The organism is Kitasatospora sp. NPDC051984, from assembly GCF_044593455.1.
GTDB lineage: Bacteria > Actinomycetota > Actinomycetes > Streptomycetales > Streptomycetaceae > Kitasatospora.
This window is the reverse complement of the sequence record NZ_JBIUCB010000022.1, coordinates 68,297-90,882: the sequence shown is the minus strand read 5'-3', so window position 1 is coordinate 90,882 and position 22,586 is coordinate 68,297. Positions and strand designations below refer to the sequence as shown.

Genomic DNA, 22,586 nt, shown 5'->3' with positions numbered 1-22,586 from the left:
ACACCGTCCGACGGCGGGGCCGCACCCGGCCCCGCCGTTCACCCTGTCCCGAGACCTCAGTGCGCGAACTCCAGCAGGGCGATCCCGGTCAGGACGGTCGCGCTGGCGGCCAGCCGGAGGGGGCCGAGGCGTTCACGCAGGACGAGGGTGCCGATCAGGGCGGCGATCACGATCGAGGTCTCCCGCAGGGCGGCGATGGTGGGCAGGTCGCCGACGGTCTGCGCCCACACCACCAGGCCGTACGCGGTGAGCGACATCAGGCCGCCGGCCAGCGCGGCGGTGCGGCCCTCGCGCAGCGCGGGCAGCAGGGTGCGGCCGCGGACGGCGAGGACGGCGGCGAGGACGGCCAGGCCCTGGAGGAGGAACATCCAGGCGATGTAGCCGCCGGTGGAGGCCGCGGCCCGCACCCCGCTCCCGTCCACCACGGTGTAGCCGGCGATCAGGACGCCGGTGCCGAGCGCGGCGGCCAGCGCCGGCAGCTGTTCGCGGCGCGGCCACCCGCCGACCAGCGCGAGCCCGGCCAGGCCGAGCGAGATCACCGCGACGGCGACCACCTGCCCGGCCGGCATCGGGTGGTGCAGCACGGTGGCGGCGAGCAGCGCGACCACCGCCGGGGAGGTGCCGCGGGCGATCGGGTACATCTGGCCGAAGTCGCCGAGCCGGTAGGCCCGGGCCAGCAGCAGCTGGTAGCCCACCTGAAGCGCTGTCGAAGCCAGCAGGTACGGCACGGCGCGGACCCCCGGCAGTGGCACGAACAGCGCGAAGAGCGCGCCGAACGCGACGAAGACCACGTTCATCAGCGCGACGCCGGCCAGCCGGTCGCGCACTCCGTGCACCAGCGCGTTCCACACCGCGTGCAGCAGCGCGGCCGCCAACACCACGAACGGCACGGCTTCCCGGCTCACCGGCGTCCCCCTCCCACAGCTCCCCACCGCCAACTTGTACAGACAACTTAGCGCGCGATGGCGGCCACCCGTCAACCGCCCCGGTGGCCCGCCCGGCCGGGACCGGGCCAGACTGGACGGATGCCCGAACTCCCCGAAGTGCAGGCGCTCGCCGAGTGGATGACCACCGTCTGCGCGGGCCGCGTGCTGGAGCGCGTGGACGTGCTGTCGATCACCGCCCTGAAGACCTTCGACCCGCCGGTGCGGGCGCTCGCCGGACGGGCCGTCAGCGGGGTCTCCCGGCACGGCAAGTTCCTCGACCTGGCCACCGACGGCGGCCCGCACCTGGTGGTGCACCTGGCCCGGGCCGGCTGGGTGCACCGGCGGGAGTCCTTCCCGGCCCGGCCGCCGAGCCGGCGCGGCCCGCTCGCGCTGCGGCTGGTGCTGAACGACGGCAGCGGCTTCGACCTCACCGAGCAGGGCACCACCAAGCGCCTCGCCGCCTACGTGGTGACGGACCCTCGCGAGGTCCCCGGCATCGCCCGGCTCGGTACCGACGCGCTCGCCGTCACCCCCGAGCAGCTCACCGCCCTCGCCGCCGGGGCCCGGCACCGGCTGAAGACCTTCCTCACCGACCAGAGCATGCTGGCCGGGATCGGCAACGCCTACTCCGACGAGATCCTGCACACCGCCAAGCTCTCCCCGTACGCGCTGGCGTCCTCGCTCGACGCCGGGCAACTGGCCCGGCTGCACGCCGCCGTCGGACGCGAACTGGGCGGCGCGCTGGAGCAGTTGCGGGCGGCGCCGGCCGGCGGGCTGAAATCCGAGAAGAAGGCCCACCTGGCGGTGCACGGCCGGGCGGGCGAGAGCTGCCCGGTGTGCGGGGACACGGTGCGCTCGGTGAACTTCGCCGACTCCTCGCTCCAGTACTGCCCGACCTGTCAGACCGGCGGCCGGGTGCTGGCCGACCGGCGACTGTCCCGGTTGCTCAAGTGAGAAGACCCCGCATTCATGGACCGGGATGATCGAAGCTGCTCGAACATGGCTATGATCAAGCACTTTCAGTCAGCCGAGACTTCACGGGGCGTCCCTCATGATCCTCACCGTCACACCGAACCCGGCGTTGGACGTCACCTACTCCGTCCCCCACGTCCGCCCGTACACCAGCCACCGGGTCACCGGCATGGCCACCCAGGCGGGCGGCAAGGGCGTCAACGTGGCCCGGGTGCTCACCGCGCTCGGCCACCCGGCCCGCTGCGTGCTGCCGCTCGGCGGCCCCACCGGCGAGGCCGTGCGCGCCGAACTCGCCGCCGCCGGCCTCGAGCACGCCGCCGTCCCGGTGGCCGGCGACACCCGCCGCACCGTCGCCGTGGTCGACACCACCGACGCCACCATGTTCAACGAGCCCGGCCCGGAGCTCGCCGGCGCCGAGTGGGACGCCCTGCTCGCCGAGACCGAACGGCACCTCCCGCAGGCCGCCGTCCTGGTCCTCTCCGGCAGCCTCCCGCCCGGCGCCCCCGCCGACGGCTACGCCCAACTCGTCACGCTGGGCCGCGGGTTCGGCATCCCCGTGGTGCTCGACGCGGACGGCCCCGCGCTGCTCGCCGCACTGCCCGCCCGGCCCACCGCGATCAAGCCGAACGCCGCCGAACTCACCGCCGCCACCGGCCTGCCCGACCCGCACGACGCCGCCCGCACCCTGCTCCGCCGCGGCGCCGAGTCCGTCCTCGCCTCGCTCGGCCCCGACGGCCTGCTCGCCGTCGACGCCCACGGCGCGTGGCGCTGCGCCCCGTCCGCCCCCGTCACCGGCAACCCCACCGGCGCCGGGGACTCCGCCGTCGCCGCCCTCGCCGCCGGACTGTCCGGCCACACCGGCTGGTCCGCGATCCTCCCCGACGCGGTGGCACTGTCCGCCGCCACCGTCCTGCACCCCCGGGCCGGCCGCTTCGACGACGCCGCCTACCGCCGCCTGCGCCACTCGCTGACCGCCACCCGCCTCGGCGCGGGGGTCTCCCCCTTCACCTGGTAACAGCCGTCTCCCGCCCGAATATTGACGGGAAATCCGGCGCGGCAGGCCCTACCCTGACCACCATGCCCGCCGGAAATACCTCCTACGTCTGCCTGCCCTGCCGCGCCTCCTACAAGCAGCCCTACCGGGACATGCACGAGCGGCACGACCGCCGCTGCCCGCGCTGCGCCGAGCCGCTGATCCACGTGGGCTCCGCCTTCGCCGCACCCCGACGGCGCGACACCGCCGCCTGGCGGACCCTGTCGGTCCTGCTGCACGCCGGCATCCGCTTCAACAAGAGCTGCTGCGGCGGCCCCGGCTACCGCCCGCGCACCCTCGTCGAGGTGCGCGAGCGGATGACCCACGCCCGACGCACGGGCGAGCCCTTCGCGAAGGCTCTGGTGCGTCCCGAACTTCCGTAGGCATGGGCACCGCGGCGATGGGGGTCGTGGTGCTGGCCGCGGCGGCGGTGCAGCGGCTGTCCGGGGTGGGGTTCGCGCTGATCGCCGCGCCGGTGCTGGTGCTGATCCTCGGGCCGGCGGGCGGGGTGGGGCTGTCGAACTGCGCGTCAGGGGCGATCAGCGTGCTCGGGCTGGCCGCCGGGTGGCGCGGGGTGCGACCCGGACGGATGGTGCCGCTGGTCCTGGCGGCCGCGCTCACCGTGCCGCTCGGGGCCCGGCTGGCGGCGGCCGCGCCCGAGGCGGTGCTGCTGGTGGCGATCGGTCTGGTGGTGAGCGCGGCGTCGGTGGTGGTGATGCTCGGCGTGCGGGCGGCGGCGCTGCGCGGGGTGCCGGGCGCGGTCGCGGCGGGCGCCGCCGGCGGGCTGCTGAACGCGGCGGCGGGTGTCGGCGGGCCGGCGGTGTCGCTGTACGCGGCGAACTGCGGCTGGTCGGCCCGCGAGTTCCTCCCCAACGCCCAGTTCTTCGGCCTCGCCGTGAACGCGATGTCCCTCACCACGAAGGGCGTGCCCACGCTGTCGGGCGCGCAGTGGACGGTCGCCGCGGGCGCCGTCGCCGCCGGCAGTGCCGTCGGCCACCTGCTGTCCGGCCGCGTCCCGGACCGCCCCCTCCGGCGTCTGGTCCTCGGTCTGGCCCTGGCCGGCGGCCTGCTCACGCTGGCCAAGGGCCTGGCCGCGGGCCTCTGACGGCAACACGGCGTGACGCACGTTCACCCTTCCGATGGATTGGGCCGAATGGTTCGGGCACGTACATTGGCTGCACCGGGACGTTCCCCCGAACGGGTGCATTCACCGTCCCGACGGCCACGGCCATCCACCTGCCCGCCCACGCGGAACCGACGCATGCCCGTCGGCGCGAAGAGATTCTCGGGAGGAACCATGAACGCAGCCGCCAACTGGGACGACATCCTGGTCCGGGACAACTTCCAGGACATGGGACAGACGCCCACCGCCGACCCGGTCTGGGAGTCGCCGGACATCATCCCCTTCGGGAGCGACATCCTCGACTTCGACCTGCTGGAGTCCAGCTACCCCGGCCCCGACCTCGGGATTCGCCATCCGATCGCGCAGGGCAGGCTCAACCGCATCTACGTCCGCGGAAAGAACCTGCGGGCCAACTGCCCCAGCTCCGGCAACGTCAGGCTCTACTTCGCCCCCGGCGGACTGCTCCTGGACCCGCGGGCCTGGACGCCGATCAACGCGGAGGGCGGCGGCACCAGCGTGCCGTTCACCGTCCGCGGCGGCTCGCGGGAGATCCCACCCGGGCGGATCTGCGTCAGCAGGTCCGCCTTCCTCTTCCCGAGCGACACGCCGCCGGGCCACTACTGCACGATCACCACCGTGGACACCCCCGCCCACCCGATGTCCGCGACCCTGCCCACGTTCAGCTCGCTCGTCGACTACCTGAACTGGGTCAGGTACAACCCCAACGTCGGCTGGCGCAACATCGACGTGATCCCGTGCCGGCAGACCAACTACGTGCTCGCCAACCTGGCGATCTGCAACCTCAACAACTATCCGACGCGGTTCGTCTTCGGGGTCTCCGGCACCGACCTGCCGAACGGCACCGCGACCTTCTCCAACACCGACCAGCAGGCCCCGTTCAGCCTGACGGCGCAGATCTACTCGCCCGGCACCGACGAGGGGTACACCCGCTCGATCCTGCTGCCCGCCAACTACTCCGGCACCGTCACGGTGGTGATCCAGCTCGACCAGCCCCTGCCGTGCGACGCCCGGATCGTGCTGCGGGCCTACAACCCGGTGACCAACAACCCGGGGGTGCTGGAACGACGGCTCGCCGTCCCGCTCACCGGCGTGCCCGAGCTCGAGGACGCCCTGTTCCTCGAACTCGGCGCGTACACCTTCGTCGCCGCGGACACCGGCCCCTGACGCAGCCGACTCCCAGTCAGAACCGGGCAGCTCCCGACCACCTGACGCGGCATCATCAAATGTCACCCTCCGTGCAACGAAAAGGCGCATGGTCACGGAGGGTGATGTGAGGGAAACGCAAAGAGTCGGTATAGGTCTGTGATCAAAAAACCGACAGGACATGAACAACGCGTGAGAGCATGACCCCTCCGGGTACGCACCGCAGCCCGTGAACTGGGAGGATGGTCGATCCATGGCGCAGACTGACGGCGTGTCGGCCGGACCGAAGACCGACGCTGCCGCCGCACCGGGCCGGCGGCCGAAGCCGCGTCGCCGAGGCCGGCGGGTCCTGCTGATCGGCGGCGGCGTGGTGCTCGCGCTCGGCCTGGCCGTCGGCGGGACGGGGCTGTGGATGTACCACCACCTGGAGGGCAACCTCGACACCGTCGACATCGACAAGGCGCTCGGCGAGGACCGCCCGGCCGCCCTGCCCACCGGCGCGCAGGACATCCTGGTGCTCGGCTCGGACTCCCGTGGCGGCGACAACGCCGAACTGGCGGGCGGCGACACCGGCGGCACCGCCCGTTCGGACACGGCGATGCTGGTGCACATACCGCAGGGCCGCGCCAACGCCACCGTGGTCAGCATCCCCCGCGACACCATGGTGGCCCGGCCGGCCTGCACCACCGCCGACGGCAAGCAGGTGCCCGCCGCGCCCCGGGTGATGTTCAACTCGGTGTACACCACGGCCGGTCCGGCCTGCGTGGTGAAGACCGTCGAGACCATCACCGGCCTGCGGATGAGCCACTACGTCGAGATCGACTTCGCCGGGTTCAAGGAACTCGTGGACGCGATGGGCGGCGTGGAGATCACCACCGACGTCGCGATCGACGACAAGTACAGCGGCCTGCACCTGCCGGCCGGCACCCACACCCTGGACGGCACCCAGGCACTGGCCTTCGTCCGTACCCGGCACGGCATAGGCGACGGCAGCGACCTCGGCCGGATCGGCCTCCAGCAGAAGTTCCTGCTCTCCGTCCTCTCCCAGCTCCAGCGCAAGGGCACCCTCTCCAGCCCGACCAAGGCGTACGGCGTGGCGAACGCGGCCACCAAGGCGCTGACCACCGACACCGACCTCGGTTCGGTGAACGGCCTGCTCGACTTCGCGCAGAGCATGAAGGGCCTGCAGCCCGAGCGGATGAAGACCGTGATGCTCCCGGTCGTCACCGACCGGATCGACCACAACCGGGTGATCGCCGACGAGCCCCGCGCGCAGAAGCTCTGGCAGGCGCTGCGCGAGGACAAGCCCGTCCCGGCCGCCACCGGCTGACGGAGGAGCGGATCCGTGCTTGCCCACCCGCCGAGGCTGAGCGTCGTCGTCCCGTTCCAGGACGTCGAGATGTACCTCGCCGAATGCCTGGAGTCCATCGCCCGCCAGTCGTTCCGCGACTTCGAGGTGATCCTGGTGGACGACGGCTCGACCGACGCCTCCACCGCGATCGCGCAGAACATGTGCGCCCGGGACGCGCGTTTCCGGCTGATCCGGCAGGACGCGAACGGCCCGGGCCACGCCCGCAACACCGGTCTGCGCGCGCTCCACCCCGACGCCGAGTTCCTGGTGTTCGCCGACGGCGACGACGTGGTGCCCGAGCACGCCTACGAGACGCTGCTGCGCACCCTGGAGGAGTCCGGCTCGGACTTCGTCTCCGGCAACGTGCAGATGATGAACTCCACCAAGAAGTGGCAGTCGCCGCTGCACAAGGGCCCGATGGAGGCCAACCGGCGCGGCACCCACATCACCAGGTTCGAGAAGCTGATCTACGACCGCACGGTGTGGAACAAGCTGTTCCGGCGCAGCTTCTGGGACTACTACTACATCGAGTTCCCCGAGGGGGTCCTGTACGAGGACTCCTGGGTCAACATGTTCGCCCACTTCCGGGCGGCCAAGGTCGACACCATCACGGACGTCGTCTACTACTGGCGCCGCCGCGAGGGCAACGCCGCGCCCTCCATCACCCAGCGCCACCACGAGATCGACAACCTGCGCGACCGGGTCTCCGCCGTGCTGTCCGTCAGCCGCTTCCTGGGCGGGCACCGCTCCAAGAGCTTCGCCGAGTCCAAGCGCAAGTACGACCTGGCCTGCCTCACCTCCGACCTGATGCTCCATCTGAAGGCGCTGCCCGACGGCGACGAGGAGTACCAGCTCTCCTTCATCCAGTGGACCAACGAGTTCCTGGACGAGGCCGGCGAGGACCTGATCGAGGAACTGCCCGCCGAGGCCCGGGTGAAGTGGCTGCTGGTGCGCCGCCGGCTGCTCCAGGAACTGCTCGACGTGGTCGAGTTCGAGCGGCGCGGCGGCCCGATGCCGGTCCAGCGCCGCTTCCGCCGCTACCTCAAGTACCCGCACCTGGGCGACCGGCGGGTCGGCATCGGCCGCAAGGCGTACCGGCTCGGCAAGGAGCTCTCGCTGCACGGCTCGATCGGTGAAGTCCGCTGGAACGGCGACCGGTTGGAGCTCTCCGGCAGCGCGTACATCCGCTTCGTGAACGTCCACAAGCGGCACATGTCGGTCAAGGCGCTGGCCCTGCGCAACACCAAGCAGGACCGGATGCTGCTGGTCCCCACCCGCACCGTCTACGCCCCGCAGGCCACCGAGCACTCCAACCAGAACCGTTACTGCTACGACTGGTCGGGCTTCAGCGCCGCCTTCGACACCAACCGGCTCAAGCAGAAGGGCCGGTGGGCCGAGGGCACCTGGGACGTCGCGGCCGGTGTGCTCAGCCGCGGCCTGTTCCGCTACCGCGGCCTGGACCGCGGCAGCGTCGGCAGCGCCGCCAACCCGCCCTACCGGTATGTCGACAAGAACACCCGGGTGCTGCCGCTGTTCGTGCAGAACCGGCTCAAGCTCCGGGTGGAGGTGGTCCGTTGCCGGATCACCGGGCACCGCATCACCGGCGAGCACCTCGAACTGCGCGGTGTCCACCTCGGCCCGACCGTCCCCGAGAGCGGCCAGCTGCGGCTGGTCAGCCTCGGCGGCGCCGGCCGCGCCCAGGCTCCGGTCCGCTTCACCCCCGGCGGTGAGGGCTGGTGCACCTTCACCGTCCGCGTCCCGCTGCGCTCCCTGGTGCCCGCGCACCGCGCGAACGGCGCCGACGAGGCCGTTCCGCAGTCCTGGGACCTCGGCGCCAACGGCTGGAAGACCACCTTCCACGTCGCCGGGCGCAAGATGACGATGTATCCGGTGATGGCCGAGGGCACCCCCGACGGCCATCACCGCCTCCCCGACACTTTGCAGACCGCGGACGGCGACCGCGAACTCGTCGTCCACCGCAACGGCTCCGGCTACCTGGTGCTGTTCGAACGCGCCACCCTCCCGCTGGTCACCCGGTACGCCTGGGAGGACGACGGCACCCTGGAGATCGTCGGCCGCTACCCGGCCCTGCACCTGGTCCCCGCCGAACTGCGCCACCAGGTCCACCTGGTGCTGCGCTCCCGCGCCCAGGGCACCGAACGCGTCGTCCCGCTCGACCTGATCGACGACTATTTCCGGGCCCGCTTCGCCCCCGCCCGGATCCGCACCCTGGCCGGCACCGTCCCGCTCTCCGCCGGCCGCTGGGACCTCTACCTGCGCCGCCAGGACCCCGCCCGCACCGCACCCGCCGACCGCCTGCCCGACCTGATGCTCAAGCTGGAGCAGGACGCCATCCCCGGCCTCCCGCAGGCCGTCGAGAGCGACGGGCGCGGCTACGAACTCCAGGCCGAGAGCTACGACCGGCTCTCGCTCCAGGTGCACTCCGCGATGCCCGACCACGCCCGCGGCCCCTACCGGCAGAAGCTGCTGCGCACCAAGGCGTACCCCGCCGCCCGCCAGCAGCCCGTCCGGCCCGCCGTGCTGTTCGACGCGTTCAAGGGCACCCAGTACTCCGACAGCCCGCGCGCCGTCCACGAGGAACTGGTGCGCCGCCAGGTCCCGTTGGAGCACCTGTGGGTGGTCAAGGACGACCAGGTGGACGTCCCCGCCACCGCCCGCGCCGTCCGCATGTGGTCGCCCGAGTGGTACGAGGCGCTCGCCACCAGCCGGTACATCGTCGCCAACAACCACCTGCCCGACTGGTTCCGCAAGCGCCCCGGCCAGGTCGTCGTGCAGACCTGGCACGGCACCCCGCTGAAGAAGATCGGCCACGACATCGAGGCCGTCCACTTCGCCGACAAGCGCTACCTGGAACGCCTCGCCACCGAGGTGGAGAACTGGGACCTGCTGGTCTCGCCGAACACCTTCTCCACCCCGATCCTGCGCCGCGCCTTCGGTTTCCCCGGCGAGATCGTCGAATGCGGCTACCCCCGCAACGACGTGCTGCGCCGCCCGGGCACCGAGCGGCGCGCCGCCGAGATCCGCCGGCGGATCGGCATCCCCGACGGCAAGCGGGTCGTGCTGTACGCCCCGACCTGGCGCGACGACCAGTACTACGCGCCCGGCCGGTACAAGCTCGACTTCCGGATCGACCTCGACGACGCCCGCGCCCGGCTCGGCGCGGACCACGTGCTGCTGGTCCGCCGCCACCCCAACGTGGTCGACCCGGTCCCCGGCGCCGGCGACGGGTTCGTCCACGACGTCTCCGACTACCCCGACATGGCCGACCTGTCGCTGATCACCGATGTGATGATCACCGACTACTCCTCGCTGATGTTCGACTTCGTCAACACCGGCCGGCCCATCCTGTTCTTCACCTACGACCTGGAGCACTACCGCGACACCCTGCGCGGCTTCTACTTCGACTTCGAGACCAGCGCCCCCGGGCCGCTGCTCGCCGAGTCCGCCCAGCTGATCACCGCGATCCGCTACGCCGACGGGGTGCACGCCCGCTACGCCGAGCGCTACCGGCGCTTCCAGCAGGCCTTCTGCGACCTGGACGACGGGTACGCCTCGGTCCGCCTGGCGGACCGGATCCTGGTCGCGGGCGGCGACCTGGCGGAGCCGCCGCAGAACGTGTCGGCACCCTCGTTCCGCTCGCTCGGCAGCACCCGGCCGGGTTCCCGTTCCTTCCGTGACCTCGACGAGGTCACGGCGGCGGCGGTGGAGCCGCCACGCGACCTCCAGGCAGAACTGCGCAGACGATTGGACCCGGCAAATGGCTGATCAGGCCAAGCACACCCGCCGCATCTTCACCGGTGTGGACACCACGGGCGCCGTCCCGATCGAGTACCGCTTCTCGCACGCCCGCAACGGCAACCGGCACCTGGTCGTGGTGTTCGCCAACTTCACCGCACCGGACGAGTACGGCTGGGGCAACGGCGTCCTGGACAAGGTGCGCGGCAACATCCTGTGGATCCGCGACTCCTTCGAGGGCGCCAACAGCTACTACCTGTGCAAGCGGATGGACTTCTCGCTGGAGCAGTCCGTCGCCGGGGTGATCACCCGGGTGATGCATTCGCTGCACCTGACGCCGCAGGACGTCACCGTCTTCGGCAGCTCCAAGGGGGGCAGCGCGGCGCTGTTCTACGGCCTCAAGTACGGCTTCGGCAACATCGTCGCCAGCGTGCCCCAGTTCAACATCGGCTCCTACGTGCTGGACGGCATCCCCAGCGCGGCCCGGCTGATGATGGGTGAGGTGACCGAGCGGAACGTCGCCGTCCTCGACGCCGTCCTGCCGGACCTGGTGATGGCCAGCCCCCACCGGAACGCCAACATCTACCTGATCACCTCCCCGCAGGACGAGCAGTACCTGCGGCAGGTGCAGCCGTTCGTCCAGCTCTTCCAGGGCTACTCGAACTTCAACTTCATCTACAACGACTCGGTGCTGATCACCGGCCACGGCAAGGTGACGCTGCGGAACCTGCCCACCCTCATGGGCATCCTCAACCTGCTGGTGGACGGCGTGGTCCCGCGGATCGGCCTGATCACCAACGGCGGCGAGGTTCCGGAGCCCGACCTCGCCGCGATCGAGCAGTTCCTCAAGGACACCTCGCAGGTCAGGGGCGATTCCTTCCCCCGCCCGGTGATCACCTCTCCTCCGGCGGAGGCGGTGCTCCCGCCGAACGGCGTGGCCATCACCGGCTTCGCGCCGGGCGGCGTGCGGGTCAGCATCTGGGAGAACGGCAAGTACGTCGCCTCGGCCCCGGTCGCCGCCGACGGCAGCTGGTCCTGGCAGGCCGACCGGGCCTTCACCGCGGGCCGGCACCTGCTCCGCGTGTTCGCCGCCGACGCCAGCAACATCCAGAGCGAACGCTCCGACGTGGTGTTCACCATCGACGGGCAGGCCCCCCGCACCCAGCACACCATCACCGAGGCGGCGCCACTGCTGCCCGCGCCGGTGGTCACCGAACCGGTGGACAACAGCTACGTCCCCGGCCCTGTCGTCCGGCTGAGCGGCCACGCGCCCGGCGCGGTCCGGGTCGACCTCGCCATCGGGGAGCACGCGCTGGGCAGCGCCCCGGTCGAGGACGGCTTGTGGACCTGGCAGCCCGAGTGGGAGTGGCGCGGCGGCGGGCACACCGTCGAGGTCCGGGCGGCCTACGCCGACGGCCGGGTGTCGGGCCCCGGGCAGGTCGGCTTCGTGGTGGCCGGCGCGCTGGCCCGCAACCCCACGCTCCTGCAGCGCTACGGCGGCTGATGTCCCGTCAGAGGGCGGCGGCGACGGTGATCAGCTCCGCCTGGTGGTCGGAGAAGCCGGTGTCCAGCCGGGAGCAGCCGTGCCGGGGCAGCGCGGTGAACAGGTAGTCCAGCTTGAACCCGTTCTCGTGGGTGGGCGCGAAGCCCGTGCGCTGGTCCGGCGACTGCTGGGCGCACTCCTGGACGGTGTCGAAGTAGCCGGCCGGCCAGATCCAGGCGTCCTTGTTGTTCGGGCCGGGCGGCGAGGAGTTGAAGTCGCCGCCGAACACCGAACCGCCCGTCCCGGCCGCCTTGAGCAGTGCCGACAGCTGGTCGTCGCGGAGTTCGGCGGCGCGGTCGGACCGGTCGGCGGGGGGCAGCGAGAGGTGAGCGACGCAGAGCCTCGGGCCGCTGCCGGCCGTCGCGCACAGGATGCCGCGGCGCAGGCCTTTTCCGGGCTGGGGGGCGGAGACCGGGGCGATGTCCGTCAGCGGGGCGGCCGCCAGGATGCCGATGCCGGCGTCGCCTCGCCCGCCGCCGCAGTCCACGGGCGTGGTCGTGCCCGCCTCGTCCGCCTGTTCGTACGGCTGGAAGGCGAGCTGCCAGGCGGCTCCGAGCCCGGCCCGGGCCCGGTCCAGGTCGCCCCGGCAGGCCTCCTGCACCAGAATCGCCCGGGCCCCGTGGTCCTGCGCCATCGAGCGCATCACCTTGATCTTCTGGTCGCCGCCGCCGTACTTGCCGCAGCCCCAGACGGTCTCCCCGCACATGTTCCAGGTCGCCACCGTCAGCCGGGGCCCGTCCGGCCCGCCTTCGCCGACCATCGCCTCGGCCTTGTGCCGCACGGCGGGTATCAGCCCGAGCAGCAGCACCCCCGCCGCCGCACCCAGCAGCGTCCGCAGGCGGCGCCGCGGGGGCGGCCCCGGGAGGGTTGCGCAGGTGGGCGGCACGACAGATCCCCCGGGCGTTGAACGGTGCAGGCGACCAGCATAACTTTGCCCCCGAACCACTCCGCCGCCCGGACCTGCGCTACCCGGTGACGGAGACCAGGGTGAGCAGCCCGCAGACCGTCAGGTTGATCCACTTGTGGGTGACGGTCACGGCGACGAACTCGCGGATGGTGGCGCTCGGCCAGAAGTAGGCGGCGGTCGGGGAGCCGGCGACCTGGCCGTTGACCGATTCCTGGCGGGCCAGGATGGCGGCACGGAAGGCGTGGAAGTTGTTGGTGACCACGATGCAGCGGTAGTCGGGGTTCGCGGCGGTCATCAGCTCGCGGGAGAAGCGGAGGTTCTCCTCGGTGGTGCGGGAGCGGTCCTCCAGGACGATCCGGTCGGCGGGGAAGCCGCGTTCGGTGAGGTAGGCGGCCATCGCGTGGGACTCGGGCAGCTTCTCGTCGGGGCCCTGGCCGCCGGAGGTGATCAGCAGCGGCGGGCGGCCGTTCGCGGCCTGGCGCTCGTACAGGGCGCGCCCGCGTTCGAGGCGGCTGGCGAGCAGCGGCGGGACGCGGGTGCCGCCGATCAGTCCGGAGCCGAGGACCACGACGTAGTCAACGTCCTGGCGCGGGATCAGCCGGCCGTACAGGTAGGCGTAGCCGATGAAGCACAGGAAGAGGAAGGAGAAGTAGCTGGCGAGCAGGAAGGTGGTGCGGGCGATCACCACCAGCACGGGCGAGTCGGCCTGGGTGGCGGCGATCAGCAGGGCGACGACCACCAGGATGCCGAGGCCGCAGAGCAGCGAGAGCAGGTTGCCGAGGCGGCGGCCTTCCTTGCGGAGCATCTTGAAGCCGTTGGCGATCAGCAGCCCGGAGAGCACCAGGACGCCGAGGGCGGGGGCGAGGACGACCGCGATCACGACCGTTTCCGCGAGCACGGAGTCGGTCCGGCCGAGGGTGGCGAGCAGCGCGAAGGCCAGGAAGGTGAGGGCGAGTCCGAGGTACACGGCATTGCTGAAGCGGCGGCGGTCGCGCCGTACGCCGAGGGCGGTCAGCAGCAGGAAGAAGATCGCGGGAGCGTACAGGAGCATGGGGGTAAGCCTAGGGACCGGCGCGGCCGGGTCGGCCTGACGCCCTGTGAGGTCGAGGCCGGCCGATCCGACAGACACCGAGGTGACCGTGACGGCGGTTCAGGCGCGCGAGCCGGTCGGCACGCCGCTCTGCGGGAACCCTTCGGCGAGGTCCTCGGCGATCATGCGCTTGGCGATCGCGTCGGCGGCGGCCCGCAGTTCGGCGCTGCGGGGGCGGCCGCGGTCCTGCTCCAGGCGTTGGCAGAGCCACTGGGACCAGGCGTGGCCGATGGTCTGGGCCTCCCGCTCGCCGGCCTCGGTGTGCGCGTAGAAGCCGCCGTGGACGTCCAGGAAGCCTTCGGCGACCATCCGGTCGAACACCGGCCGGAGGACCTCCGGGGGGATCCGGCGGCGCCCGGCGATCAGGTTGAGGGTGGCGTGGCCGACGCTGCGGGTGAACAGGTCGACCTGCATGACGGCCCAGGCGCCGGCCATGTCGAGCCGGGTGCCGGAGGAGCCGACGACCTGCCGGGCGGTGTCCAGTCCGACGCCGGCGAGGAGTTTGGCGACGGAGAGTTCGAGCAGCTTGGCGGAGTCGCCGGAGGACGGCTGCGCGAAGCCCTCGCCCATGTCGGTGCAGGTGGCGCGGGCCGAGTCGCGCAGTTCGACCTGCTTGAGGAAGAGCGCGACCACGAAGCCGAGCAGCGCGACCGGCACCGTCCACAGGAACACGGTGTGCAGCGAGTCGGCGTAGGCCCGGATGACCGGTTCGACCGCGCCGGGCGGCAGCCCCTGGACGCCGTGCGGGCTCTGTGCGCGGACGGCGAGCTGTTCGGGGCTCTCGCCGGTGGCCCGGGCGGCCGCGGCGACGCCGTCGGCCAGGTTGGTCCGCAGCGCGTTGGTGTAGATGGTGCCGAACACGGCGGTGCCGAACGAGGAGCCGAGGGTGCGGAAGAAGGTGACGCCGGAGGTGGAGGTGCCGAGGTCGGCGTAGTCGACGGTGTTCTGCACGGCGATGGTGAGCACCTGCATGCACAGGCCGATGCCGGTGCCGAGCACGAACATGTAGAGGCTGGCCAGCCAGGCGCTGGTGCCTGCGTTGAGCAGCGAGAGCAGGTACAGGCCGAGCGCCATCACCAGCGATCCGACGATCGGGAAGATCCGGTACTGGCCGGTCTTGGACACCGTGTTGCCGCTGAAGATCGACGCGATCAGCAGGCCGAGCACCAGCGGCAGGGTCCGCACGCCGGAGACGGTCGCCGAGTCGCCGTCCACGTACTGCAGGAAGGTCGGCAGGAAGGTCATCGCGCCGAGCATGGCGAAGCCGACGATGAAGCTGAGCACCGAGCAGACCGTGAACACCGGGTTGCGGAACAGCCGCATCGGCAGGGTGGGTTCGGCGGCGCGGGTCTCCACCCAGCAGAACAGGCCGAGCGCGACCACGCCGCCGACGAACAGGCCGATGATGACGGGCGAGCTCCACGCGTACTCGTTGCCGCCCCAACTGGTCGCCAGGATCAGGGAGCTGGCGCCGACCGCGACCAGCGCGATGCCCGCGTAGTCGATGACGGGGCGGGCTGCGGAGCGGACCACCGGGATGTTCCGGGCCGCCGCGATCACCACCAGGACGGCGATCGGCACGTTGACGTAGAACGCCCAGCGCCAGGACAGGTGGTCGGTGAACAGCCCGCCCAGGAGCGGTCCGATCACGGTGGCGACGCCGAACACCGCGCCGATCGCGCCCTGGTACTTGCCGCGTTCGCGCAGCGGGATGACGTCCGCGATCAGCGCCATCGAGGTGACCATCAGGCCGCCCGCGCCGACGCCCTGGACAGCCCGCCAGGCGATCAGCAGCGTCATGTTGGTGGCCAGGCCGCACAGGAACGAGCCGGTGATGAACACGATCGCGGAGACCTGGAAGACCACCTTGCGGCCGAACAGGTCGCCGAACTTGCCGACCAGCGCGGTGGTGACGGTCTCCGCGAGCAGATAGGACGTCACCACCCAGGACATGTGCGCGGCGCCGCCGAGGTCCGCGACGATGGTGGGCAGCGCGGTGCCGACGATGGTCTGGTCGAGGGCGGCCAGCAGCATGCCGAGCACGATGGTGCCGAACACGACGTTCCGCTGCCGCCGGTCGAGAACGGGCGGGGCCGCCGCCTGACTGGGCTCGCTGGTGGTGGTCACCGCGACATCGTCACACTTTGCCCACCAGTGTCCGTTTTCGACACCCCGCGCGGCCCTGTCGTGCTCAACTGCCAATCGGCTGCCGATTATTCGACGGTGCGACAAGAACACCGGCCCACCGCGTTAGAGGGGCATGGACAGCACCACGACGATCGGGGCCGACGGCGGACCCCTCGAGTTCCGGGACTTCGCCGCCGCCCGCGGCCGCGACCTGGTACGCACCGCCTACCTGCTGACCGGTGGCGACGCCCACCTCGCCGAGGACCTCGCGCAGGAGGCGCTCGGCAAGCTCTACGGCAGCTGGCGGCGGGTCTCCCGGATGGCGAACCCCGCCGGATACGCCCGGACCGTCCTGGTCAACACCTTCCTCAGCCACCGGCGCCGGCGCAGCAGCCGCGAACACGTCACCGACACCTTCGCCGAATCCGCCGCACCCACCGCCGACCCCGCACTGCGCGTCACCCTGCTCCAGGCACTCGCCGAACTCCCGCAGCAGGACCGGGCCGTGCTCGTCCTGCGCTACTGGGAGGACCTCGGAGTCGAGGAGGCCGCCACCGCGCTGCGCCTCACCCCGAGCGCCGTCCGCTCCCGCGCCTCCCGCGCGCTCAGCCGCCTGCGCACCCGGCTCGGCGGGCAGTTCGACGAGCTCGTCCGGCCCTGACGCTCCTTTCTTGTCCGGAGCCGCATCTACGCGCTCCTTCACCCCTGACGTTCCCTCCGCACCGTTTCTGGAGCATGCCGATGACTTCCGAAGAGGACTTCACCCGCGCCCTGCGGGCCTCCGCCGCCACCGCCCCCGAACCGTCCACCGAACTGTTCGCGCTGGCCGCCGAACGCCGCGGCCGCACCCGGGTGCGCCGCCGCCGGGCCGCCGGTGCCTCCGCGCTCGCCCTGGTCGCCGCGGCCGGGTGCGCGCTGGCCCTGCTGCCCGACCGCTCCCCGGCGCGTCCCGCACCGGCCGCATCGCCCCTCGGCCAGACCTTCATGTCCGACACTCTGAGCTCACTGGTGCCCGCCGACGGCCGCATCATCGACCCCGCGGGCACCTCCCCCGACGATCTGCAGCCCGGCCGCACCCCGATGGGCTGGCTGGAGTACGACGACGGCAACGGCCCGGCCCGGGTCCTGCTGACCATCGACCGGCTGGCCACCCCGCTCAGCGACAGCGCCGCCGCCCTGCAGTGCCCCGACACCCTCAACCAGCCGACCGCCACCTGCCAACTCACCACCCGCCCCGACGGTTCCCGCCTGATCACCACCACCATCGCCCCGCGCTGGGAGGCCGGCGACCGCGTCTGGACCGTCACGTACGCCACCACCGACGGCCGGATCGTCAACGCCACCGAGGTCGCCTCCGGCCGCCCGGGCCACCCGGCCCGCGAGCAGCCGCCGCTGACCCAGGAACGACTGCTGGACGTGGCCACCTCCGACGCCTGGCGGCCGGCCTTCACCGTCCTCCGCGCCTCCACCGTGCCGCCCGCCGCACCCGTCGGCAGCCCCGCCGTACTCGCCGCCCTGCGCGCCACGCTGCCCGCCGACGCCACCTTCGACCCGGGCCCGGGCACCCAGGACACCCCGGGACGGGTGCACGGAACCGTCTCCCTCGCCAATCTCACCAGCCAGCTGGTCGTCTCCGTCGAACACGGCTGGCAGCGGGGCTTCCCCGCCGACCCGGACACCAGGTTCCGCAGCACCGGATTCGACGGGCGCTTCAAGGAGCACCCGGACGGAACCCGGTCCTACGTCAAGGAGATCCCCGTCCCCGGGCCCGACGGCACCAAAGACACCCAGGGCGCCGAGGTGATCGCCGGCGCGCTGCTCCCCGACGGCACCATGGTGACCGCCAAACTCTGGACGTACGGGCCCAACTACCAGGTCACCCGCGACGCCCCGGCACTCAGCCAGGAACAGCTGGTCGCGCTGGTCAGCGCCCCGTCCTGGGCACACGCCTGACGGCACGTCCTGCCGGGGCGCGCCGTTTCCCGCGGCGGCGCGCCCCGGCCGTGATGCTGGGACGATGGACTGCCTGTTCTGCCGTGTCGTGGCCGGCGAAGTCACTGTCGAAACCGTCCTCGCCGACGACGTCGTCCACGCCTTCCTCGACCACCGGCCACTGTTCCCCGGCCACCTGCTGGTCATCCCGCGCCGCCACGTCCCCACCCTGACCGACCTCACCGACGCGGAGACCGGCCCCTACTACACCCGCGTCCGCCAGCTCACCGCCGCCGTCGAACGCGGCACGGCCGCCGCCGGCAGCTTCGTCGCGGCCAACAACCGGATCAGCCAGTCCGTCCCCCACCTGCACACCCACATCGTCCCCCGCAACCCCAAGGACGGCCTGCGCGGCTTCTTCTGGCCCCGCACCCACTACCGCGACAACGCTCACGCGGCGGAGACGGCGGCCCGCATCCGCGCTGCCCTCTGACCCCACCCACCCACCCGAGCACCCCACCGCCGTCGAGAACCGGAAAGACAACGCTGCGCGGGCAAGGTCTGGCTGGTGCCGCTCACGGCTCTTCCGCAGTCCCACGGACCGCTGTGCGGAAGGCGCACAACTCCCCAATCCCCCACCCCGCCGGAGGCATGCCGTTACAGCTCTTCCGCAGTGCCCCGAACCGCCGTGCGGAAGGCGCACAACTCCCCGATCCCCCACCCCGCCGAAGGCATGCCGTTACGCCTCTTCCGCGGTCCCACGGACCGCCGTGCGGAAGGCAATGGGGGTGGTGCCGGTGCGTTGGTGGAAGAACTTGGCGAAGTTGGCGGCGTCGGCGAAGCCGAGGTGGTCGGCTATGCGGGCGGCGGGGGTGTCGCTGTGGGCGAGGAGGCGTTTGGCTTCGAGGACCACGCGGCGGTCGACGAATTCCTTGGCGCCGATGCCCGCGGCGGCGAGGGTGGCGCGGGAGAGGGTGCGGGGGGAGTAGCCGAGGGCTTTGGCGTAGTCCTCGACGCGGCGGGTGCGGGTGAAGTGGTGTTCGACGGCGTGGCGGAAGCGGCGGTAGGTCTCGCCGGGTTCGGCGGTCGCGCTGCCGCAGGGGGTGGCGGGGTTGGCGAGGCGCAGCAGGAGTGCGGCGAGCAGGTGGCGGAGCAGGGCGTGGTGGATGTCGGCGGGGAGGTCGGCGCCGGAGGCGTATTCGTGTTCGAGGTGGCGGAGCGCGTGCCGGAGGGCGTCGCGCGAGGTGCCGGTGGTGTGCAGGACGGCGGCGGCGAAGGGGTCGTCGAGGCGGGCGGCGGCGACTGTCGCGGGGTCGGGGAAGCCGGGTTCGAAGAGGACGAGGGTGCCGTCGGCGTCGCCGAGTTCGCCCCATTGCTGGACCTGTCCGGGCCGGACCCAGAGCCAGCTGCCGGGGTGGACGGCGTGTTCGGTGAAGTCGACGGTGTGGTGGAGGGTGCCGCTGTCGAGGGTGAGGAGGTGGTGGAAGGCGGGCCGCTGGGGGCGGTGGAAGGCGCGGTCGGCGGCGGTGTCGCGGCGGGCGCGCAGTTCGGCGAGGGTCAGTACTTCGACGCCGGCCGGTGTGCCGGGTGGCGCGGCGAAGGGGACCTCGGGGATCGTCGTCCCGGACGTCGGGTTGTCGCTGGCTCGCATGGTCACCACCCGCAGCCAGGCTACCTCCGGTGGATCTTCCGCCGGGAGGGCGGCGGTACGGTCGGCGGGAAAGCGGGACAGTGGGGCCGGCGGGACGGGAACGGGGAGTGGGGATGGAGCGGCGTTCGACGTTGCACGATGTGGCGCGTGAGGCGGGGGTGAGTGCGAAGACGGTGTCGCGGGTGGTGAACGGGGACGGTCCGGTGGCGGCGGCGACCCGGGCGCGGGTGCTGGCGGTGACGGAGCGGTTGGGTTTCCGGCCGAACCTGTTGGCGCGGAGCATTCGGACGGGCGGCCCGGATTCGACGGTGGGGCTGGTGGTGCCGGATCTGGGCAATCCGTTCTTCGGGGCGCTGGCGGGCGGGGTGGAGGAGGCGGCGCGGGCGCGTGGGCTGACGGTGCTGCTGGGGTGTTCGGGCGGTGATCCGGTGCGTGAGGCGGAGGTGGTGGGCGCTTTCCTGGCGCGTCGGACGGCGGCGTTGCTGGTGGTGCCGGCGGCGGGCGGGGAGGCGTTGGCGCAGGCGGGGGCGGCGGGGGTGCCGCTGGTGTTCGTGGACCGTCCGGGGCCGGACGCGGACTGTGTGGTGTCGTCGAACCGGGCGGGTGCCCGCGAGGGCGTGGCCCAGCTGCTGGGCGCGGGGCACCGGCGGGTGGCGTTCCTGGGTGATCTGCCGCCGGAGCTGTACACCCGCCGGGAGCGCCTGGCGGGCTACCGGGACGCGCTGGCGGAGGCCGGCGTCCCGGTCGACGAGGTGCTGGTCGCGGATGCCCGGACGGCGGCGGACGCGGCGGACGCGGTGCTGCGGCTGCTGGCGCTGCCGGATCCGCCGACGGCGCTGTTCGCGTCGAACGTGAACGCGGCGACGGGTGCGGTGCTGGCGCTGGGCCGGGCGGGCCGTCGCGAGGTGGCGGTGCTGGCGTTCGACGACCTGCCGTTGGCAGAGGTGCTGGATCCGCCGCTGTCGGCGGTGGCGCAGGCCCCGGCGGAGCTGGGTGCGGCGGCGGTGCGGCTGGCGCTGGCCCGGCTGGACGGGGACGATTCGCCGCCGCGCACCGAGACGGTCCCGACCCGGCTGGTGCTGCGCGGCAACCCCGTGACGGCGAGTCCGTGAGGGCAAGCCCGTGACGGCGAGCCCTTGACTACCCGCCGGTAGCGGATGGAGGGTGGCCGCCACCGGAAACCAGCCCTGAGGAGCGCGGATGGCCCCGCAGTTCGGCGACTACCAGAACGAGATCTACTTCGAGGCGCTGTTCGGCGTCGCGCCCAAGCTCCCGATGACGTTCGCGAGCCTGGCGGAGCGGGCGCAGCAGGCGCTGGCGCCGGACGTGTGGTCGTACGTGGCGGGCGGCGCGGGCGACGAGCACACCCAGCGGGCGAACGTCGCGGCGTTCGAGCGCTGGGGGCTGGTGCCGCGGATGCTGGTGGGCGCGAAGGAGCGGGACCTGCGGGTGGACCTGTTCGGTCTGGAGTTGGCGTCGCCGCTGTTCATGGCCCCGGTCGGGGTGCTGGGGCTGTGCGCGCCGGACGGGCACGGGGATCTGGCGGCGGCCCGGGCGGCGGCCCGCACGGGGGTGCCGATGGTCGCGTCGACGCTGTCGGTGGATCCGATGGAGCGGGTGGCGGCGGAGCTGGGCGACACCCCGGGGTTCTTCCAGCTGTACACGCCGACCGACCGGGCGCTCGCGGAGTCGCTGGTGCACCGGGCGGAGGCGGCCGGGTTCAAGGGCATCGTGGTGACGCTGGACACCTGGGTGACGGGCTGGCGTCCGCGCGACCTGGGCAGTGGCAGCTTCCCGCAGCTGCGCGGGCACTGTCTGGCGAACTACACCTCGGACCCGGTGTTCCGGGCGAGGCTCAAGGACCCGGACGGGGATCCGCGCGGCGCGGTGATGGACTGGGTGCAGATCTTCGGCAACCCGCTGACCTGGGACGACCTGCCATGGCTGCGTTCGCTGACTTCGCTGCCGCTGATCCTGAAGGGCCTGTGCCACCCGGAGGACGTCCGGCGGGCGAAGGACGCGGGCGTGGACGGCGTCTACTGCTCCAACCACGGCGGCCGGCAGGCGAACGGCGGGCTGCCGGCGCTGGAGTCGCTGGCCGAGGCGGTGGCGGCGGCGGACGGCCTGCCGGTGCTGTTCGACTCGGGGGTGCGCAGCGGCGCGGACGCGGTGAAGGCGCTGGCGCTGGGTGCGACGGCGGTGGGGGTGGGCCGGCCGTACGTGTACGGGCTGGCGCTGGGCGGCGAGGCGGGGGTGGTGCACGTGCTGCGGTCGCTGCTGGCGGAGGCGGATCTGCTGATGGCGGTGGACGGCTATCCGTCGCTGGAGTCGCTGCGGGTGCCGGGGGCGCTGCGCCGCTGCTGAGGCCGTCGCAAGTCACGGTCCTTATTGCGACTTACTTGCAATAACAGAGAGCATGCAGCAGAGTGGGGCCGCGGGGTCGTCCTCCGATCGTCTTCCCAACCGGCGTCCGCCGGGACACGGCGCCGGCCCCGCGCCAACTCCCCTCCCCCGGGCTCAGCCGAGCGGCAGCCGCACCAGCATGGTCTTGCCGCCGCCGTCCGCGTCGGCCAGCGTCGCGGTGCCGCCGCCGGCGAGCTGCGCCAGCTCGTGCACCAGGTTCAGGCCCCAGCCGCCGCTGCCGTCCGGGTGCGGCGTCTCCCGGCGGTGCGGGCAGTGCGGGTGCCGGTCGTGCACCCGGACCGTCAACTCGTCCGCCGCGAAGTCCAGTTGGAGGGTGGTACGGGGCGAGCGCACTGCCGCGTGGCGGACCGTGTTGGTGACCAGTTCGCTGACCACCAGCAGCACGGTGTCGGTCAGCGGATGGTCCGCGTCCAGGCCGCGGGCGGCCAGTTCGGCGCGCACACCGCGCCGCGCCTCGGGCACGGACGCGGGTACGGTCGCCAGGCTCAGGCAGTACCGCACGGTCTGGGGTGGGTCCGCGACAGCCATGGTCGGTCCCTTCACAGCGGGGGCGACCGGGGTCGGAGCGGGAGCGCCGTCGTCCGGCC

Annotated in this window: 19 protein-coding genes; 13 read left to right on the top strand and 6 right to left on the bottom strand. The window is 72.4% G+C overall.

The annotated features are described in order from the left end of the window. Positions 1–56 precede the first annotated feature (56 nt). Positions 57–905 (bottom strand): EamA family transporter, encoded by an 849-nt coding sequence (locus tag ACIHEI_RS30460; RefSeq protein WP_396608972.1) that lies wholly within the window; start codon positions 903–905, stop codon positions 57–59. Between the two features lie 120 nt (positions 906–1,025). On the opposite strand from ACIHEI_RS30460, the gene ACIHEI_RS30455 reads away from it, so the two are divergent. The 8 genes from ACIHEI_RS30455 to ACIHEI_RS30420 all read left to right on the top strand — a co-directional run bounded on the left by ACIHEI_RS30455 (position 1,026) and on the right by ACIHEI_RS30420 (position 11,829). Continuing rightward, complete coding sequence (locus tag ACIHEI_RS30455; RefSeq protein ID WP_396608971.1) at positions 1,026–1,880, top strand: DNA-formamidopyrimidine glycosylase family protein; 855 nt, start codon at positions 1,026–1,028, stop codon at positions 1,878–1,880. Between the two features lie 97 nt (positions 1,881–1,977). Next, positions 1,978–2,913: a 1-phosphofructokinase family hexose kinase gene (locus ACIHEI_RS30450; RefSeq protein WP_396608970.1), complete on the top strand. Its 936-nt coding sequence runs from the start codon at positions 1,978–1,980 to the stop codon at positions 2,911–2,913. A 62-nt stretch (positions 2,914–2,975) separates the two neighbouring features. Then, positions 2,976–3,314: a deoxyxylulose-5-phosphate synthase gene (locus ACIHEI_RS30445; protein ID WP_396608969.1), complete on the top strand. Its 339-nt coding sequence runs from the start codon at positions 2,976–2,978 to the stop codon at positions 3,312–3,314. A gap of 2 nt (positions 3,315–3,316) precedes the next feature. Next, positions 3,317–4,036 (top strand): TSUP family transporter, encoded by a 720-nt coding sequence (locus tag ACIHEI_RS30440; protein WP_396608968.1) that lies wholly within the window; start codon positions 3,317–3,319, stop codon positions 4,034–4,036. A 192-nt stretch (positions 4,037–4,228) separates the two neighbouring features. After that, positions 4,229–5,239 (top strand): hypothetical protein, encoded by a 1,011-nt coding sequence (locus ACIHEI_RS30435; RefSeq protein ID WP_396608967.1) that lies wholly within the window; start codon positions 4,229–4,231, stop codon positions 5,237–5,239. A gap of 232 nt (positions 5,240–5,471) precedes the next feature. Beyond that, positions 5,472–6,548, top strand: coding sequence for an LCP family protein (locus ACIHEI_RS30430; RefSeq protein WP_392944813.1), 1,077 nt, complete (start codon positions 5,472–5,474; stop codon positions 6,546–6,548). A gap of 15 nt (positions 6,549–6,563) precedes the next feature. Further along, a complete protein-coding gene (locus ACIHEI_RS30425) occupies positions 6,564–10,355 on the top strand; it encodes a CDP-glycerol glycerophosphotransferase family protein (protein WP_396608966.1) in 3,792 nt (1,263 codons plus the stop codon). Further along, entirely contained in the window at positions 10,348–11,829 is a 1,482-nt protein-coding gene (locus ACIHEI_RS30420; RefSeq protein WP_396608965.1) for a hypothetical protein, read from the top strand. Before ACIHEI_RS30425 ends, ACIHEI_RS30420 begins: the two co-directional genes overlap by 8 nt. Positions 11,830–11,836: 7 nt before the next feature. Here the strand turns inward: ACIHEI_RS30420 and ACIHEI_RS30415 are convergent, their stop codons facing one another. The 3 genes from ACIHEI_RS30415 to ACIHEI_RS30405 form a co-directional block, all read right to left on the bottom strand. Next, positions 11,837–12,754: an endonuclease/exonuclease/phosphatase family protein gene (locus ACIHEI_RS30415; protein ID WP_396608964.1), complete on the bottom strand. Its 918-nt coding sequence runs from the start codon at positions 12,752–12,754 to the stop codon at positions 11,837–11,839. A gap of 79 nt (positions 12,755–12,833) precedes the next feature. Beyond that, entirely contained in the window at positions 12,834–13,826 is a 993-nt protein-coding gene (locus ACIHEI_RS30410) for a YdcF family protein (RefSeq protein ID WP_396608963.1), read from the bottom strand. Between the two features lie 99 nt (positions 13,827–13,925). Further along, positions 13,926–15,992, bottom strand: coding sequence for an MDR family MFS transporter (locus ACIHEI_RS30405; RefSeq protein WP_396608962.1), 2,067 nt, complete (start codon positions 15,990–15,992; stop codon positions 13,926–13,928). A 133-nt stretch (positions 15,993–16,125) separates the two neighbouring features. Here ACIHEI_RS30405 and ACIHEI_RS30400 point away from each other — a divergent pair, with 133 nt between their 5' ends. From ACIHEI_RS30400 to ACIHEI_RS30390, 3 genes are all read left to right on the top strand, one after another. Then, positions 16,126–16,653, top strand: coding sequence for a SigE family RNA polymerase sigma factor (locus tag ACIHEI_RS30400; protein ID WP_387635220.1), 528 nt, complete (start codon positions 16,126–16,128; stop codon positions 16,651–16,653). 80 nt (positions 16,654–16,733) lie between these two features. After that, positions 16,734–17,945 (top strand): hypothetical protein, encoded by a 1,212-nt coding sequence (locus tag ACIHEI_RS30395; protein ID WP_396608961.1) that lies wholly within the window; start codon positions 16,734–16,736, stop codon positions 17,943–17,945. Between the two features lie 64 nt (positions 17,946–18,009). Next, positions 18,010–18,417 (top strand): HIT family protein, encoded by a 408-nt coding sequence (locus tag ACIHEI_RS30390; protein WP_396608960.1) that lies wholly within the window; start codon positions 18,010–18,012, stop codon positions 18,415–18,417. A gap of 246 nt (positions 18,418–18,663) precedes the next feature. Here ACIHEI_RS30390 and ACIHEI_RS30385 read toward each other — a convergent pair whose 3' ends face one another. After that, entirely contained in the window at positions 18,664–19,575 is a 912-nt protein-coding gene (locus tag ACIHEI_RS30385) for a helix-turn-helix domain-containing protein (RefSeq protein WP_396608959.1), read from the bottom strand. Positions 19,576–19,682: 107 nt separating this feature from the next. On the opposite strand from ACIHEI_RS30385, the gene ACIHEI_RS30380 reads away from it, so the two are divergent. Together ACIHEI_RS30380 and ACIHEI_RS30375 are read left to right on the top strand one after the other, a co-directional pair. Next, a complete protein-coding gene (locus ACIHEI_RS30380; RefSeq protein ID WP_396608958.1) occupies positions 19,683–20,687 on the top strand; it encodes a LacI family DNA-binding transcriptional regulator in 1,005 nt (334 codons plus the stop codon). An 88-nt stretch (positions 20,688–20,775) separates the two neighbouring features. Next, positions 20,776–21,939 carry an alpha-hydroxy-acid oxidizing protein gene (locus tag ACIHEI_RS30375; protein ID WP_396608957.1) on the top strand — a complete coding sequence of 388 codons (1,164 nt, stop codon included), beginning with the start codon at positions 20,776–20,778 and terminating at the stop codon, positions 21,937–21,939. A 153-nt stretch (positions 21,940–22,092) separates the two neighbouring features. On the opposite strand, the gene ACIHEI_RS30370 is transcribed toward ACIHEI_RS30375, so the two are convergent. Continuing rightward, the gene (locus ACIHEI_RS30370) at positions 22,093–22,527 is read right to left on the bottom strand and encodes an ATP-binding protein (RefSeq protein WP_387635233.1); all 435 of its coding nucleotides are present in this window, start codon (positions 22,525–22,527) and stop codon (positions 22,093–22,095) included. Positions 22,528–22,586 lie beyond the last annotated feature (59 nt).